Origin of the sequence: Microcoleus sp. FACHB-SPT15 (assembly GCF_014849525.1) — a bacterium.
Lineage (GTDB): Bacteria > Cyanobacteriota > Cyanobacteriia > Cyanobacteriales > Coleofasciculaceae > Symplocastrum > Symplocastrum torsivum.
Genome location: NZ_JACJNU010000065.1, coordinates 81486 through 96483, shown reverse-complemented (window position 1 = coordinate 96483; position 14998 = coordinate 81486). Strand labels below are relative to the sequence as shown.

19 protein-coding genes are annotated in these 14998 nt (G+C 46.2%); 6 read left to right on the top strand and 13 right to left on the bottom strand.

Annotated features, from left to right (window positions below; translation table 11 throughout):
* Window positions 1-10: 10 nt before the first annotated feature.
* From H6F98_RS28645 to H6F98_RS34695, 8 genes are all read right to left on the bottom strand, one after another.
* On the bottom strand, window positions 11-1750 hold the full coding sequence (locus H6F98_RS28645) for an alpha/beta hydrolase (RefSeq protein WP_192222136.1): 1740 nt from the start codon (window positions 1748-1750) through the stop codon (window positions 11-13).
* 142 nt (window positions 1751-1892) lie between these two features.
* Window positions 1893-2399 (bottom strand): N-acetyltransferase, encoded by a 507-nt coding sequence (locus H6F98_RS28640; protein WP_192222135.1) that lies wholly within the window; start codon window positions 2397-2399, stop codon window positions 1893-1895.
* A 179-nt stretch (window positions 2400-2578) separates the two neighbouring features.
* The gene (locus H6F98_RS28635) at window positions 2579-2812 is read right to left on the bottom strand and encodes a hypothetical protein (protein WP_192222134.1); all 234 of its coding nucleotides are present in this window, start codon (window positions 2810-2812) and stop codon (window positions 2579-2581) included.
* 101 nt (window positions 2813-2913) lie between these two features.
* Window positions 2914-3378 carry an ABC transporter permease gene (locus H6F98_RS28630; RefSeq protein WP_192222133.1) on the bottom strand — a complete coding sequence of 155 codons (465 nt, stop codon included), beginning with the start codon at window positions 3376-3378 and terminating at the stop codon, window positions 2914-2916.
* Complete coding sequence (locus H6F98_RS28625; protein ID WP_192222132.1) at window positions 3368-4666, bottom strand: AmpG family muropeptide MFS transporter; 1299 nt, start codon at window positions 4664-4666, stop codon at window positions 3368-3370. Before H6F98_RS28625 ends, H6F98_RS28630 begins: the two co-directional genes overlap by 11 nt.
* Window positions 4667-4734: 68 nt before the next feature.
* Window positions 4735-5379, bottom strand: a complete 645-nt coding sequence (gene lexA / locus H6F98_RS28620) for a transcriptional repressor LexA (protein WP_192222131.1) — start codon at window positions 5377-5379, stop codon at window positions 4735-4737.
* A 169-nt stretch (window positions 5380-5548) separates the two neighbouring features.
* Complete coding sequence (argF, locus tag H6F98_RS28615) at window positions 5549-6469, bottom strand: ornithine carbamoyltransferase (RefSeq protein ID WP_192222130.1); 921 nt, start codon at window positions 6467-6469, stop codon at window positions 5549-5551.
* A 436-nt stretch (window positions 6470-6905) separates the two neighbouring features.
* The gene (locus tag H6F98_RS34695) at window positions 6906-8333 is read right to left on the bottom strand and encodes a hypothetical protein (protein ID WP_192222129.1); all 1428 of its coding nucleotides are present in this window, start codon (window positions 8331-8333) and stop codon (window positions 6906-6908) included.
* Window positions 8334-8538: 205 nt separating this feature from the next.
* Here H6F98_RS34695 and H6F98_RS28605 point away from each other — a divergent pair, with 205 nt between their 5' ends.
* Together H6F98_RS28605 and H6F98_RS28600 are read left to right on the top strand one after the other, a co-directional pair.
* Window positions 8539-9300: a HEAT repeat domain-containing protein gene (locus H6F98_RS28605; RefSeq protein ID WP_192222128.1), complete on the top strand. Its 762-nt coding sequence runs from the start codon at window positions 8539-8541 to the stop codon at window positions 9298-9300.
* Between the two features lie 192 nt (window positions 9301-9492).
* On the top strand, window positions 9493-9633 hold the full coding sequence (locus H6F98_RS28600) for a hypothetical protein (protein WP_192222127.1): 141 nt from the start codon (window positions 9493-9495) through the stop codon (window positions 9631-9633).
* Between the two features lie 25 nt (window positions 9634-9658).
* On the opposite strand, the gene H6F98_RS28595 is transcribed toward H6F98_RS28600, so the two are convergent.
* Window positions 9659-10759, bottom strand: coding sequence for a tetratricopeptide repeat protein (locus tag H6F98_RS28595; protein WP_192222126.1), 1101 nt, complete (start codon window positions 10757-10759; stop codon window positions 9659-9661).
* Between the two features lie 151 nt (window positions 10760-10910).
* Between H6F98_RS28595 and H6F98_RS28590 the strand changes: the two genes are divergently transcribed.
* The gene (locus H6F98_RS28590; protein ID WP_192222125.1) at window positions 10911-11246 is read left to right on the top strand and encodes a YbjQ family protein; all 336 of its coding nucleotides are present in this window, start codon (window positions 10911-10913) and stop codon (window positions 11244-11246) included.
* 64 nt (window positions 11247-11310) lie between these two features.
* Here H6F98_RS28590 and H6F98_RS28585 read toward each other — a convergent pair whose 3' ends face one another.
* Both H6F98_RS28585 and H6F98_RS28580 read right to left on the bottom strand, forming a co-directional pair.
* Window positions 11311-11766 carry a YbhB/YbcL family Raf kinase inhibitor-like protein gene (locus tag H6F98_RS28585; protein WP_192222124.1) on the bottom strand — a complete coding sequence of 152 codons (456 nt, stop codon included), beginning with the start codon at window positions 11764-11766 and terminating at the stop codon, window positions 11311-11313.
* Window positions 11767-12025: 259 nt separating this feature from the next.
* A complete protein-coding gene (locus tag H6F98_RS28580) occupies window positions 12026-12619 on the bottom strand; it encodes a transposase (RefSeq protein ID WP_192222123.1) in 594 nt (197 codons plus the stop codon).
* Between the two features lie 290 nt (window positions 12620-12909).
* Here H6F98_RS28580 and H6F98_RS28570 point away from each other — a divergent pair, with 290 nt between their 5' ends.
* The gene (locus H6F98_RS28570; RefSeq protein WP_192222122.1) at window positions 12910-13116 is read left to right on the top strand and encodes a hypothetical protein; all 207 of its coding nucleotides are present in this window, start codon (window positions 12910-12912) and stop codon (window positions 13114-13116) included.
* A gap of 33 nt (window positions 13117-13149) precedes the next feature.
* Here H6F98_RS28570 and H6F98_RS28565 read toward each other — a convergent pair whose 3' ends face one another.
* Window positions 13150-13389, bottom strand: a complete 240-nt coding sequence (locus H6F98_RS28565; protein ID WP_192222121.1) for a helix-turn-helix transcriptional regulator — start codon at window positions 13387-13389, stop codon at window positions 13150-13152.
* A 300-nt stretch (window positions 13390-13689) separates the two neighbouring features.
* Between H6F98_RS28565 and H6F98_RS32960 the strand changes: the two genes are divergently transcribed.
* Window positions 13690-13974, top strand: a complete 285-nt coding sequence (locus tag H6F98_RS32960; protein ID WP_199349083.1) for a hypothetical protein — start codon at window positions 13690-13692, stop codon at window positions 13972-13974.
* A 7-nt stretch (window positions 13975-13981) separates the two neighbouring features.
* Window positions 13982-14347, top strand: coding sequence for a hypothetical protein (locus H6F98_RS28555; RefSeq protein WP_192222120.1), 366 nt, complete (start codon window positions 13982-13984; stop codon window positions 14345-14347).
* A gap of 4 nt (window positions 14348-14351) precedes the next feature.
* On the opposite strand, the gene H6F98_RS28550 is transcribed toward H6F98_RS28555, so the two are convergent.
* Window positions 14352-14819, bottom strand: a complete 468-nt coding sequence (locus H6F98_RS28550) for an Lrp/AsnC family transcriptional regulator (protein ID WP_192222119.1) — start codon at window positions 14817-14819, stop codon at window positions 14352-14354.
* Window positions 14820-14998: the final 179 nt, after the last annotated feature.

Sequence of the window (14998 nt, the reverse complement as noted above, 5' to 3'; positions counted from 1 at the left end):
TTAATTTCTTTTAGGGTCGCAACGAAGATGGTTGTTGACTGGCTTCAGCCGCCGTGACTCCTGTTAATTGGTTTGGGGTCAAAGTCTGTATTAGGTTCAAGGGGATGATACTTTGACTAATGTATTGGGCATAGGAAGCGCTAAGGTAAACTTGAAAGTCTGATTTACCTGCAATATACGTTTGAAAGAAGGCAACACTTAGGGCTTTCATATATTCTTGTGCAACTTCTGGGGCAGGACCAATCACTTGTGGCGGCACGGGTACCGAACCAGTTGATGCTGCTAAGGCGGAAAAGTGGGTTGCATCTTCGAGTAAAACCAGATATTTGTTCGGAGTAGTTAGCCAGGTGAAGGGTTGAATTTGTTCGGGTAATGCGGGTGCAACAGTATCGTTGCTACCAGCCACCAACATCAGTGGGATGTTGATTTGGCTGAATTGTAATTCTCCAAAGGTTGTGCTGCCAACTGGGTTAATTGCGATCGCAGCAGTGACTCGTTCATCTTGCAAGTCATATCGAGCGGGTAGCAATTCCTCAGCACGACATTGGAGGAGTAGGGATAAATTCAAAGAATTGTTTTCGGGTCCGCAATCTTGTTGCAATTGCTCAAAATTAATCTCTGCACCAGAAAGAGCTAAAGCTGTATAGCCACCAAACGACTGACCTAAAACGCCAACTCGTTGCAGATTCAGTCGCCCTCCATAGGAGCGCTTTAGTTCATCGAGCAAAAACTTGATATCCAATGGTCGGTCAATTAATTCCTGTGGGGAAGCCACTTCACTGACAAAACCATCAATTAACGCTTGCACTTGCTCAGCATTACTTCCTGGATGCTCTGGTACCGCCACAGCAAATCCGTAGGAGGCTAAGTGATTCGCTAAATAGCCAAACGTCTGGCGATCAGAACCGAGTCCGTGAGAAATAACGATCACGGGTGCTAACTCCCCCGGCTGCAAATTTGGCAGGTAAAGGTCAACCGGGAAGGTTCGATTACGACGAAGGTCGTTGAGGGTAAACGATTCCTTGGAGTAGCTGACGGAGCCAGATTGCCGTAAGTCTAGTAACTGTGAGAAATTGGTCGGAGGTTGGGCGGAGGCTTCAGTGATCGCTTGTTGTTCAACGGTTGCGATCGCACCTCCTGTTTGCTGAATTAGGTTCGAGAGTTCGTCAATAACCTCAAAACCGCGAGACGAGTTAATCCGAATGCCGTAGGTAGGAAACTCCCGCAACACATTTAACAGTGTTAAGCCTTCTGGGTCAGCGGCTGCTTTAATCAGTGCTGCGCGAATCGCATAGAATCCAGGTTGACGAGCTTTGGTTTCAATGATTTGACCCACTCGTCGCAGGATGATTTCTCCTGGAGGAGAATAGAGAAATTGTGCGATCGCAACAGGTGTGATATCGACACGAGCCACTAAAACTTGCTTAAGTTGTTCGAGTTGTTCCGGAGTGAGATAGCCAGTATAAGCCGCTAATGCTGGCTCAATTCTTCCTTCTTTGGCATACACTTCTAAAGCCGCGATCGGTAGAGATACTTCTATTGGACCAAAGGAGACATAAATCTGTTCTGCCGCCTGAACAGGATTAGAAATGATGGATGGGGAAATCAACAACCCCAGATTCACAAGCGCAAATCCTAACCCTATAGGTAGCTTCCTCCGACTAAAATCCACTTTTGGATGGCTTCCCTTTTTCCGGTCAGGAGTTTTTAGTTTAAAATCACGCTGAAGTATTCCGAAGTTACTGTTCATCCTGCCGGTCGCCCCTCACATTACCAACAACCAACAATTAACAACTTCTCAGCCTGGTTCCCCAAATCTTTAAAATTATGCTTTATTTCTTTGTCGCCCCATCCCCCATCAGCTTATGTAATCGATTAAACGCGAAACAGTATTAGGAGTGATGAAGGGGCTTAACCATCCAAAGTGATTGAGTTTGATAGCCTAGTTGATGGTAAAGACCCAGAGCTGATTGGTTACTTTGAAAGACTTGAAGCCCAATCTGAAAATCGCCTCTTGCCCTTGCCCAGTCTTCAGCATGACGCATCAGCGCTTTGGCAATTCCTCGACGACGATGTTCTGGTATCACATAAAGTAAAAAAACATGAGCATGGCGATCGCCTTGTACCTGATCAACCGCATTTCCTAGCCAAAGACAAGCGACAGGATGACTCTGTGGTAAGTGTACAACAGTCGGTGAGGCTTCTGGATTATCTAAATCAACCCACAAAAGGGGCGTTTCCCTAGAGAAGTACCGTTCCACCGTTTCCGTCAGATGGGAAAAATCGTCCTGCTCTGGGAAAAGCTCTTGGTAACTGAGTTCTAGGAACTTCATTAAGGCTGGACGTTCCCGCCCTGAACCAATACGAAGTCGGTAGCCTGGTAATAAACTGTTATGCATTAAATTGCATACTTAGCTAGCTGCTTTTAGGGAAAGGGTTAAATGTTCAATAGCTGAGTGGATAGCGGTTTTGAGTTGGATGAGGTACAGCTCAGGTCAATGAAAAAAGAGAGAGCAAGAAAACAAAAAGCTGATAACTGATAGCTGACGGCTTGCTGCTATAACTCACCCGTGAACACCTATTTAATTTCAACAGAACCAGCGGAAGTCGGTAACGTTGGCACATCCACCGTCGGCAACCCCGGCGCTAGATCATTTTTTGGTGATTGTATGCTGGCAGACTCAACGTCTTCAATCGGTGCAGGGGCTGCCATATCTGAAGGTAAGAAAATCCGAGCGCTTACTGCCAACAACGCTACCAAAAACACCAGCAATACAAGAAATGGAGCAACATATTGACGAAAAATAGCCATATTGATAGCTGTAAAAGCGGAATATTTGTGAGAGCTTAGCTGAAGATTTGTTAAGCCCTTGCTGTTTAGTCTAGCGATTTTTAGGCGATTTATAAAAAACGTTATCGCCGATCGCGTCCTAAATCTGCGATCGCTTTTTCCCAATACCAATCTTCCGACATCCCAGGATGTTTGTTCTTGGCTTGATTAACTAAGCGTTCTGCCCGTTCGCGATCGCCACCCAACATACTGTAGAGTTGGTTTTGGAGTTCAGGACTCGGTGAACTCAGACTTGACTGAGATGCGGTGTCTCGTGGCAGCAACAACGGCTGTAGTGTAGTTGGTGGTGGCTGGAGTGGTGTCACTCGCCGCAAGGCTAATGTTCGCTGTCTCTTGATTAGGAAGTACAAAACGCAAATCAGTAAAACAACGGTGATGAAGAGGATGAGCGTTCCTAGAACAGTTTGAGGATTAATCGTCAGGAATCCTCTGAACAAAAGAGAGAGAATGTAACCCCAGATCGCCGCAGCAACGATCGCAATGAAGAGCAGAAGCGTTCCTATAAAAATTGCAAGATTAGACCTCATCAGTTTCCTCCTTTTCATCCAGTCCCGATACAGGTACGGGGGCATTTCGAGGATTCCAAGGGGCAAATACGGGTAGCAGTAGTAATCCGGGTAAGGCAGCGACAATACTAATCAGGAAAAATGAAGGCCAACCTGTCGCTTTTGCTAAAGTCCCAGCCGGAGCGACTAGGATATCGCGACTGACTGCCATCAAACTTGATAGTAAAGCATACTGTGTGGCTGAGAAGCGCTGGTTACAAAGGCTCATCAAAAAAGCAACAAACGCGGCTGTCCCCAATCCTGCACAAAAATTTTCAATGTTGATCGTGAGGACTAGGAAGGAATAGTTTTTCCCCACTTGTGCCAGGAGAAAATAAGTAAAGTTGCTCACCGCTTGTAAGATGCCAAAAACCCAAAGTGAGCGATTGATGCCAATTTTACTAAGAATTACTCCACCCGCTAGGGTACCAACAATCGTTGCCAGTAGCCCCATGCCGCCTTGAATTGCTCCAATCTCTGTTTGGCTGAAGCCCAAGCCCGTATTTGGTAATAAAAAGGGCTTGGACATATTGTTGACTAGAGCGTCACCTAATTTATAGAGGACGATGAACAATAAAATTAAAATGCCTCGGACTAAACCGGAACGTTGAAAAAATTCAATGAACGGCAAGCTGACAGCATCGGCTAAGGAAGCGGGTGGTGTTCGGGGGTTTCTGGGTTCCGGTGCCCAAAAAGATGTCAGTAACCCGATCGCCATCAAAGCCGACATCAAGAGATAAACTGTCGGCCAGGGAATTTGGTCGGCAAGAATCAGCGCCAAAGAACCAGTAACAAGCAGGGCGATGCGATAACCTAAAACCGCAACCGCTGCCCCAGCCCCCATCTCTAAGGGTTCTAGAACATCTGTACGGTAGGCATCAAAGGCAATGTCCTGCGAGGCACTGAAAAAAGCGATTACTAAGGCATTGATAGCGAGGAACTGTAGGGCTTGACTGGGACGTTGCAACGCCATTGCTGCGATCGCAAAAATTAACGCCGCTTGCGTAAGCACAAGCCAACCTCGCCGCCGTCCCAAAAAAGGCGGCACAAATCGGTCAAGCAAGGGTGACCAGATAAATTTCAGCGAGTAGGGCAAGCCTACTAAGCTAAACAGCCCAATTGCACCCAGATCGACACCTTCTATACTCATCCAGGCTTGCAATGTCTGGCTTGTCAAAAACAAGGGTAAGCCTGATGCGAAACCTAGAAATAGAAGCGCCACCATCTTGCGGCTTTGGAAAACTTGTAAAAGAGATTGGGTTGCTTTCACAGGTAATTGGGATGATAACTATTGATTGGAGTCATCATCCCATAGGAAGGTTCCCTTTCGAGCTAGTCTTATCGCCGTGGCTGATTTGTGGCGACTGGTTGGTCTGCGACTTCGTAACCACGCCAGACACCGACCAGAACTCCTTGTACCTGGACACTTGCAGCGGCTACCTCTATGGGATGGTACTTGGAGTTAGCAGGTTTAAGGGTCACCCGCTCACCTTTACGGTAGAAGCGTTTCAAGGTCGTGCCTTGTCCTTCCACTCGTGCCGCGACGATTAGACCATTCTTAAGGTGTTCTGGGTCAGGGACAGGCCGCATAATCACGACATCCCCTTCAGCAATCAGGTCTTCGATCATGCTGTCGCCAATTACCCGCAGCGCAAAGTTACCTGGGTGACGGAAAAAGGAAGACACATCCAGTTGCTCAACGGCATCCGTAAAGGGTTCTACAAGACCACCTGCTGCGATCGCGCCGAGTACTGGCACACCTACAGATGTACCACCAAGAATCCGAATTGTACGGGCTTTTCCTTCTGTCCAGTCAATATATCCTTTGTTTCGTAAATGTTCCAAGCGACTTTGGACGGGTGCTGGTGAGCGTAAATTCATCGCTCGCATCATCTGCCGGATTGAAGGCGCATGTTGGGAGGTGCGAATATAGTCCACCAGCCATTCATAAAGTTGTTGCTGGGCTTCAGTAAGGGATTCCATAACGTTACAGGGGTGGAAAAAATGTATTTAGTAGTTTTGAGTTTTGAATTAAAATTATTCATTACTCATCAACTAGTCATGTGTTGGTTTTTACTACCTATAGAACAGTCGTACTACCAAACCCCCTCATCTGTCCAGTAGTTAGGTTTTATATTTGCCATTTTTCATATTAATCGGCTCCCAAAAGCGATGCGAGTAGAGCTTTTTGTGCGTGCATTCGGTTTTCGGCTTGATCCCAAATACGCGATCGCGTTCCTTCCATAACCTCATCCGTAATTTCTTCTCCCCGGTGAGCGGGTAAACAATGCAGCACAATCGCTTCCGAGTCAGCGCAAGCCAACAGTTGTTCATTCACCTGATAGGGCTGAAAAACAGGAATTCGCTCATCCGCTGAGGCTTCCTGACCCATACTCGCCCAAACGTCAGTATAAAGAACATGGGCACCCTTAGCTGCTGCAACAGGGTCATCGGTAAGCATCACTTGTGTCCTGCCATTAGCAATCTGCTTCGCCCGTTCTACAATACCCTGCTCCGGTTGATAGGCTGGTGGTGTAGCAACTCTAACATTCATTCCCACAAGGGCACACCCCAACATGAGTGAATGAGCAACATTATTGCCATCGCCCAGATAAGTCAATGTCGCACCCGATAGTTCTCCAAAGCGCTCCTGAATCGTTAACAAATCTGCTAAAACCTGACAAGGATGCTCCAAATCAGTTAGGGCATTAATAATCGGAATCTGAGAATATTCAGCAAACGTTTCTAACTCCTTCTGCTCAAACGTGCGAATTGCCAAAATATCGAGATACCGATCCAAAACTCTTGCTGTATCGATGACTGGTTCCCCCCGTCCAACCTGCGTAACGTTGGGATTCAAGTCCATCACTTGACCACCGAGTTGATACATTGCTACAGAAAAACTGACCCTCGTGCGGGTGGAAGCTTTATAGAACAGCAAACCCAATACCTTGTTGCACCGTAGACTCACTTGATTACCTTTCAATTGAGCGGCTAGTTTCAACAATTCCTGAATTTCATCAGGAGTAATGTCTGCTAGACCCAAAAAATCTCGTCCTTTTAATGCCTCCATGTTTTTCCCCACTGACTAAGTTAATCTACTCTTGCCAGAACATTACGCACCCTGACAAAAAACAGAGGATACCCCTCGCTGGATTCGCTTCTATGGGCTACCCAGTTTTTCCAATAAGTACTGTCTTAAGAACCTATCAGATTTTTATAAGATTAGCCCAAATATTTTCCTTTTGAGGCAGACGCAAAATTTTCAGTATAGTTTAAAACAATTTGCTTTTTTGTTCTTTGGTTTTTGTCAATTTCTTGAATTTTGTATTGCTAACTACAGAGAATATTAGCTCAGAAACTGGGCTATCTGTATCTGTAACCAACTGCAAGGAGATGAGCCGTCAGCCCAAGAAAAAGAACGTCTTCGAGCAGATACTCAAAGACGCAAAATGTAAATGTCAGGAATATGGAGAGTTTATATTAAGATATGCGAAGATATCATCCGTCTACTTAGCTTTAGAATTACCAAATCCTTTAGCTTTCGCTTTTTTCTTGCTGCTGGGCTTGGATGATTTCGAGTGGCTATTAGTAACTCCTTTATTCGCCTGGGAGCCTTCAAGGTTTGAAGTCTCAACAGAGGCGCTTTTATCAAGCTCTGGATTATCCTCTTCTTTTGCCAGACTAGAGATTACAAATTGTCTTCCACAGTCTTTACAGAAGTAGCGTTGTTTATCCTGACGACGCCCGTTCTTCCGAATATCGGTAGACTGACATTTAGGACAAGTAATCTCACTAATCTGGCTGTCTAAGGTGTTGTCATCCTTAGCTAGTGTGGGTTCAATCCCTGTCTCAGAGTTCTTGTGATCGACACCTATGTCTTTGAGAGTGGTTACAACGGCTTCAACGGCAGAAGAGACTCTCTCTACAAGCGTCGGTGCTGAAGTTTCTTCGGCTTCATCTGCTGGTGCTGGTACAGCAGTTGTCAAGGCTTCAGTGGTATCAGTCTCACTTGTTACTGAGTCTGTCGGTGCAAGCTCTCCAACTGCATCTGAATCATTCTGCTCAGTATCCGGCTTCTTGAAAGCATTTGAAACTGCCTCAACCACAGAGGAAACTCTATCAAGGAATGTTGGTTGTTGAGTGTCTTCTGTTTCAACGGCTGGGGTTTCAACTTCGGATGCTGTTTCTGTTAGGACACTGGATTCGTCGATAACATCTGAAAGACTGTTGTCTGAGGCATCGCTGGGTGTCTCTTCAACTTCAACAGATTTAGTAACAACTGGATTGTTGTCGAGTATTTCTTCCTCTGCAACAGGTTCAGTGACAACGGCTGCCTCGTTTGCCGATGTGTCTTCAACTTCAACAGGTTGAGCGACAACCGCAACTGTGTTTTCGTCAGATGTTTCTTCCGCTTCCACAGGTTCAGTGATAACCGTAGATGCTGTCTCGTCAGCCTTAGGACTAGGCGTGTCTTCAACTTCAACAGGTTGAGCAACAGCTACAACTGGTGTATCGTCTATTGACTCGCTGCTGTCAGCTTGAACAGGCTCAGGTTTACTCGTCTGGATAGCCGTTGTGTTGGCATCAGCTTGAGGAATCTTGAAGGGGATGGTAACGGGAGTGACAGGCTTCGGGGTAGTCAATCGACTGATGCGATCGCCTATATTCTCCAGAATCACATAAGTAGTAGGAAGCACTGTTGGTTTCCGAACTGCTTTATGAATTAACGCCGCCGTATGTTCGGAAAGGTCAATTGGTGATTCCGAAACGGACTGCACATGAGTGTCAGGGAGAGTTGTCTTAGACCATGAATCAACTGGCTCTGTTGTCACCAGATGAGCCGCTGACTTTTGAGACAACTGGGTTAAGGAAAGCGGGGGAGAAAATCGCATCGAACGAACCATCCGTCGATATGGCTCTAGGTGGTCGGTCACATTACCCCCCTTTGTTTAAGCACATCAGCAAACTCGTCTATCACCTAAATTCTTGGTGTCGTCTACTATACCAATACCAAATTCAGGTTTTGAAACTGAGAAAATAGCGCTCGAACGTTAGTTTTCTTAACGTTTTGCATTTTTTCGGTTAAATGACACAAGAAGAGGGTGGTCTAATCGGATTGGATACGATACTTTATCAGGTATGTATGATGATGACGATCTAAGCCTACTTGATACGGCGGATGAGCTAGAAGAAAGCCCTCTGGATAACTTAGAGCCAGTTGATGCCGAGTCAGAAGCTCATAAGCCCAATCCAGAAGCGATGCTTGCCCTTTTAACGGCACCAGAAACGCCGCAACGGATGCTGGCGGCGAGAGCCTTTTGTGAACTTCAGGATGAGCGGGCGATTCCTCATCTGATTGGACTGTTGACTGATGTTTGTCCCTTAGTGCGGGTGAGTGCTGCCTATGCGCTTGGACGTAATCCGAGTCCAAGTGCTGTAGAGCCGTTGATTAATCAGCTTAATTGCGATTGGAATGGTTATGTCCGTAAAGGCGTTGTTTGGGCATTAGGTAATTGTCGCGATCGCCGTAGCTTACCCTCTCTCACTGACGCGCTAAAAACGGATATTTCAGCCGTGCGTTTGTGGGCAGCTAGTTCTCTAGCGCAGATGGCTGAGTTGGCATATGAAGATATTGTTGCCTCAATTCCGCCACTGATTACTGCCCTCAGACAAGACCCTGTAGCTGCTGTGCGAAGTAATTGTGCCTGGTCATTAGGACAATTGTGTCGGCAACTTCCGTCTAATGCTGTCTATGCGGGTGCAATTGATGCCTTAATTGAAGCCTTTGCCGAAGATGAAGATATGGGAGTTCAGGAAGATGCCAAGGCTGCACTTTTGAGAGTAGGTGACCCTCGTGGGCTTCAAATGGTGGAGTCGTTGGAGCTAGAGGGATTGTTGTAACGCAAAATCCCTAATTCCCAATCTTTGATTGTGTGCCAGTTGAAAAGGCGGAACGTAGACCTTTGGCACGAAATTTCTCATTAGGTAGCATTACCAAGAAACATCCGGTTGGGTGAATCAGTCAGATGAAGTACGGTTATTATCACCCGACGTAATCTAATCAATGAAAATCGAGATAGAGGAGTGCCTACGATGTTCAAAAGACTTCTCCAAGCCGCTACGATTACATTTGTGCTTAACCTCATAGCACATATGAATCCCACCACGACTCAGCCCTCAGCCGTTTCTCCGGCGCTAGAAGTCCCGAAAAAAATACTAATAGGTTTGCGGTAGGGCACTCCCTAATCGCAGTAGCCGATTATCTGGATTTCAGTTCATTTAAGAGGGATTCAGCTTGTTTAACACCATCTTTGTTGCCCTGACTTTGGTAAAGGTCACGGGCTTTTTCTACAGCCGATATCGCTTCTCTAGTGCGATCGCGTTCTTTTAAAGCTACCGCTAAGTTGTAGAACGCTTGTGGGTTTTGGGGAGCGAGTTCAGTCAGGCGTCGATAGGCAACAATCGCTTCTAAATAGTTCTTTTGCTCCAGCATGAGTTCGCCAATGGCGGCATGGGCTTCCACTGCATTCGGTTCCGCAGAAGCCGCTCGTTGAAAGGCTTGCAAGGCTCCAGTGAAATCCTCTCGTGATTGCAGAATTTTGCCGATTTGGAGGTGAACTTGAGCATTGCGTGGGGCTAGGCGGGCTGCCTGTTCAAAAGCGCCTAGTCCAGCCGTCACATTACCCTCACTCAAAAAAGCGTTTCCCAAACTTAGCTGTACACTGCCCTGACGGGGAGCGAGTGTTGCTGCCTGTTGAAGTGCTTTAATCGCTTCCTGGGTGCGCCCATCCTGTAACAGTGCTGAACCCATCAGTTCATAAGCTTGGGCATTTCCTGGCTCAAATTCAACCACTCGTTGATAAGCATCGACAGCGCCGTCATAGTCTTTCTGTCGCAGCAGCACAAAACCCAAACCTAAATAACTGTTGACGTTATTACTGTTGAGTCCAATGGCACGGCGATAGGCAGTAGCTGCACCAGCATTATCCCCAGTATTGGCAAGGCTGTAACCTAGTGCGTACTGAAATTCAGCATTATTGGGGTCAAGTGCGATCGCTTGTTGATAAGCTTTTGCCGCTTCTCGAAAGTTACCCTGACGCGCTTGTAAGTAGCCAATACCCGAAAAAATCCTAGGATTTTGCCGATCTAGGGAGGCAGCTTGTTGATAAGTTGCGATCGCTTGGTCATAATTCCCTGCCTCTACCAACTCTCGCCCTCTACGAAGGAGTTGATTGAGCTGTTCGTTGGTTTGTCGTTGACTCAGTAGCGGAGGTTGACTTGCTTGGACGGCTGGTAGCTGTGTGTTAAATAACCCAGTTAACAACAGGCTACTTACTAGAAACGGAATCTGTTTTTGCACAGTTAATTTTCTCGTATGTATTCGGTGCAATTTCTCAGTGTTACGATTACGGAAGCCTTTGATCAGGAACTAATCGTCCTGGCAAAGGGCTTCGATCGTTGCCAGAAAACTGGCTCGAAATTCCCGAAGACGATTTTAAGATAGACAGTTGATGATTGTAACAACAACGGATGTCATTCAAGGTGTAGTTATTGAAACATATTTGGGGATTGTTACGGCGGAAGTCGTTTATGGTACTAATGCCCTACGAGATTTTTTTGCGGGAATTCGTGATGTAATTGGTGGGCGTACCAACAGTTATGAGCGGGTTTTTGAGAAAGGTCAGCAGGATGCGATCGCTGAATTACAACAACGTGCCCAACGCTTAGGTGCTGATGCTGTCATTGGCGTTGAAATCGACACAGGTACGATAAATATTGACCAAAAAGGCGCACTGTTACTCATCACAGCTACTGGGACAGCGGTGAAGTTGGGGCGTAGGCTTTAATTTTTAGCAGTTAGGTCTTTTAAATTTCTAATCTAATTGTTCAACTACTTAAAGCCTGCTTAATTTAAGAACGTGCATAGCGTCCAATGAGTTCGGCAGCAGCAAGAATATGACCATTCATTGCTGCCTCTACCTTGGCTTTGGTCGCACCAGCCTCCAGTCCTAGCTCCCGGTCAAGGGCATAGAGTTTAAAAAAGTAGCGATGGATGCCTGTCGGTGGACAAGGGCCCCCATAACCGAAGTTGCCAAAATCATTTTTTCCTTGGATACCGCCACCCGATAGCGTCGGTTCAGTGCCAACAGCTTGAGGTAACTGGTTGATTTCAGGGGGCAAATCGTAGAGAACCCAGTGGACAAAGGTTTGATCTGGAGCATCGGGGTCATCAACAATCAAAGCGAGGCTCTGGGTTCCTGCTGGTAGGGCATCCCAACTGAGTTCTGGGGAGATATCTTGACCATCACAAGTGTATAGAAACGGAATCATCCCGTTGTCTATAAAAGCTGTACTCTCAATCTTCATCGTCTTATTGACAGATTGTGTTTGCAACTGCGTTGAGGTTGAGCGGTTGCTGGTAGGCTTAGAACTCGCCAGCGATAGCCCTGTTAACCCCAGCAGATTAGCACTCCACTGTAGGAAGTCTCTTCGACCTATAGAGTTAGAGTTGATGGTTGATGAGATTGTGGTCGCTAGCTAGCCTTGAGCGGTAAGGTAAACGGTGTCTTATTCCACAAAGGCGATCGCACTTATTCCCACGCTCTTTTCTTCCTCACCTGACCATTCAGAAAGGCAAATCTATCAGTAATTGCTGATTTTCAGGGTAATGTTGAGGATTTTCTGAATCATCAGTCCAGCTTTGTGGATTGTTGATGATGTATTGTCGGATGGTGTGCAAGGATTCTTCGTCTCGGATAATACGTTCGTGGTAATTGCGTTGCCACATCGGAATGCCTGGTGCTTGGCGGATGATATTAATTTGCTTAGTGACGGAGGCTTTAAATCCAGCAATAAAGGTTGACAATGAATGCGATTGACGATGCAAGGGTTCAGGGCTTAATGTCGGTGTGTGTAGGGGCGTAAGGCTTTGCGCCCCTAAGTTGTTTATCTCCGTGATCAGGACAATGCCATGAATATGATTCGGCATAATGACCCATGTATCTAATTCAATTTCTTGCCGTATTTGGGACGAACGTACCCATTCCTGAGTAACAACGTTACCAATTTGATTCAAATACATTCGCCCATCAAGAATTTCTCCAAACCAACATTGCCGTTGATAGGTACAGATGGTGACAAAATACGCCCCTTGTTGAGCATAGTCGTATCCTTTCAGGCGAATGGAACGGCGGTGATGCTTTTGGGGGTTGAAGTTCATTGAGAAGGTAGTGAAGTCAGGGAACGGGTCTGTTGCCGAGGTGTGTAAGGGCGCAAAGCCTTGCGCCCCTACGGTCTATTTTTAACGAGTGGTTGGTTGAGATGCGATCGCTTATCTTGCTAGCTTTGCTCAATACTAACCGTCATTAAGTTAATTTAGCCCTCAAGCGTAATGGTTATCCAAGCCAGCGAAAGTTTGCAGAAGATATAGTTCCATCTCTATCTACGGTTAAGAACTTTCTCAAGGGTAAACCTGTTGATTATAAAAATTTTCGAGAAATCTGCGAGAGGTTGGGGCTAGATTGGCAAGCCATCACCTATATAGACGTAGATGTAGAGCCAGATGAGGAAGTCGCCAAGCCGTATCAAGAATTAGTAGAGAGCGACGCGGGTTCAAATCGACTGACAAACCTCAAGCTACAGCAGATTCAATTTGCTTACGGAGATAGCGACACTGTCTTGCCAGATGATGTCGAAAGACCAGCACATTGGATGTAAGTCGAATAATTAACAGAATCGCTCATTACTTACCTAATCACTCTCAGATTGTGATCGCGGCACTCCAAACTCATCAGGCATTTCTTCTAAAGTCCATTTCAGTAGCCGACAAAGAGCTTTTATTTCGCGAGGCGTCATCTTTGGCTCGTATATACCTGTCTCCCAATTGCTGATGGTTTGATCGGTCTTACCTAGAGCTAATGCAATGTCTCTTTGAGTTAAGCCTAATTCCTCTCTGCGCTTTCTCAGAGCCGACTCTCGTTCTTCTGCCATTTTTTACAAGCGTAGTTATCCAAGCAGACTTGACAAATAAATTCCAAGCGTGCTTGGATAATATAGATAGGACAAATAGGTAGGTGACCTAGACAGCTCCTGTCTGGCTTAGTTACCTTCAGAGCTTTTCAGTTGCCTGCCTTACTCAGTTTCTTACATAAATTGTCACGCTTACCACCAACCAGCAGGTGTCTGGTAAATTCCGTTCGACTTTGAACGGTAAGCGCCTGTTCTGGTCGGGTGTCATATCTGCAAAAACCAAGCATAGCGATCGCGAAAATGTGATCGCACAGAATCCTCATGAGCTACAAAGACAAGCTGAATCCGTGGTGCATCATCCGTCCCGTCTCCAATGTCCAGATGCGAATCGTTGGACGCTTTCGCCGTCGAGTTGACGCTGAGAGACATCTAAGAATCTTGAAACAACTGATTCCAAATGTTCCTTTTGAAATCATGTTTGATGTTACGCCAGAAGAGGAAGACCTAACCCCCCAGCCCCCTTCCCTGCAAGGGAAGGGGGAGCATGAATCTAACTCCCCTCTCCTTGCAGGAGAGGGGTTGGGGGAGAGGTCAACCCAGGAGTGAAACCATCATGACCAAATTATTTCGCCGCCTCCAACCTGCCCAGAAATTCCGAATTACCAAAAGCGCGATCGCACAACTCCTCAAAATTCCTCAACACCTAATTGTGCGAGTCGAATGTTGGGCATACGTTCTCTTTATCCATCGCCAAGATAAAGGCGGACAATTCCTCAGCTATCGAAAACTGCAACAGTGGCAAAATGCTGTCGCCTGTCAAATTCAAAACTGCTCAACTTGGCAACAACTGCGATCGCTATGGCTTGCCATCGAAGATGATTTCAAACTTCACAAAACCCAGTACGACGAGCATTATTCATTTTTGTCCCAAATCTGGACAAAACGCTGGAATACCCTTTGGAACCAGCAATCAGCCTAAATTTCTAATCACAAGCGCTGTGGCTAATCCCTCGTAGCTTCACAGGCGAGGACAACACAATTGAGGTAGCTGTTGAACCAAAGCGACTGAGCTTTTCAATCAGCGCTTCTAAGTGAGACATAGAAGATGCGATCGCTTTAATTGAAAACGAGCAACCTCCAGTGACATGATGACACTCCAGCACCTCAGGTAAGTCATTGAGCAAAGCAATGATTTGTGGATACTGCTGCGGCGTTGTCGTCAGTCCAATCAAAGCCGTTAGCGGTAAGCCAATTTTTTCAGCATTCACTTGGGCAGAGTAGCCCGTAATAATTCCAGCTTCTTCCATTCGTCGCACTCGTTCGGCTACCGCTGGTGGCGAGAGTCCAACCCTGCGCCCCAATTCAGCAAACGATAGCCGTGCATCATCCTGAAGCGCCTGTAGCAACTGCCAGCCTGTATCATCTAACAGCTTTTCAGAATCGAAAGTCATTGCTGATTTTTAGTTTTGAATGATAGCAATTTACAGCTAAATACTTTTATTTCGCTATTCATTTCCAGAAAAACTTTCTCTATCGTAATAACAAGCGACAAGATGCGATCGCGATTTAAGAGATTCTCCACCTTGTCAGTTATAGATAGCTGTTGCTCTTTAGTAGATTACTGCAAGAG

Bases quoted from the DNA above. Each gene is read 5' to 3' on its own strand.
- H6F98_RS28645 (WP_192222136.1), bottom strand. From the start codon at position 1,750: ATGAACAGTAACTTCGGAATACTTCAGCGTGATTTTAAACTAAAAACT.
- H6F98_RS28640 (WP_192222135.1), bottom strand. From the start codon at position 2,399: ATGCATAACAGTTTATTACCAGGCTACCGACTTCGTATTGGTTCAGGG.
- H6F98_RS28635 (WP_192222134.1), bottom strand. From the start codon at position 2,812: ATGGCTATTTTTCGTCAATATGTTGCTCCATTTCTTGTATTGCTGGTG.
- H6F98_RS28630 (WP_192222133.1), bottom strand. From the start codon at position 3,378: ATGAGGTCTAATCTTGCAATTTTTATAGGAACGCTTCTGCTCTTCATT.
- lexA (WP_192222131.1), bottom strand. From the start codon at position 5,379: ATGGAATCCCTTACTGAAGCCCAGCAACAACTTTATGAATGGCTGGTG.
- argF (WP_192222130.1), bottom strand. From the start codon at position 6,469: ATGGAGGCATTAAAAGGACGAGATTTTTTGGGTCTAGCAGACATTACT.
- H6F98_RS28605 (WP_192222128.1), top strand. From the start codon at position 8,539: ATGTATGATGATGACGATCTAAGCCTACTTGATACGGCGGATGAGCTA.
- H6F98_RS28600 (WP_192222127.1), top strand. From the start codon at position 9,493: ATGTTCAAAAGACTTCTCCAAGCCGCTACGATTACATTTGTGCTTAAC.
- H6F98_RS28590 (WP_192222125.1), top strand. From the start codon at position 10,911: ATGATTGTAACAACAACGGATGTCATTCAAGGTGTAGTTATTGAAACA.
- H6F98_RS28585 (WP_192222124.1), bottom strand. From the start codon at position 11,766: ATGAAGATTGAGAGTACAGCTTTTATAGACAACGGGATGATTCCGTTT.
- H6F98_RS28580 (WP_192222123.1), bottom strand. From the start codon at position 12,619: ATGAACTTCAACCCCCAAAAGCATCACCGCCGTTCCATTCGCCTGAAA.
- H6F98_RS28565 (WP_192222121.1), bottom strand. From the start codon at position 13,389: ATGGCAGAAGAACGAGAGTCGGCTCTGAGAAAGCGCAGAGAGGAATTA.
- H6F98_RS32960 (WP_199349083.1), top strand. From the start codon at position 13,690: ATGAGCTACAAAGACAAGCTGAATCCGTGGTGCATCATCCGTCCCGTC.
- H6F98_RS28555 (WP_192222120.1), top strand. From the start codon at position 13,982: ATGACCAAATTATTTCGCCGCCTCCAACCTGCCCAGAAATTCCGAATT.
- H6F98_RS28550 (WP_192222119.1), bottom strand. From the start codon at position 14,819: ATGACTTTCGATTCTGAAAAGCTGTTAGATGATACAGGCTGGCAGTTG.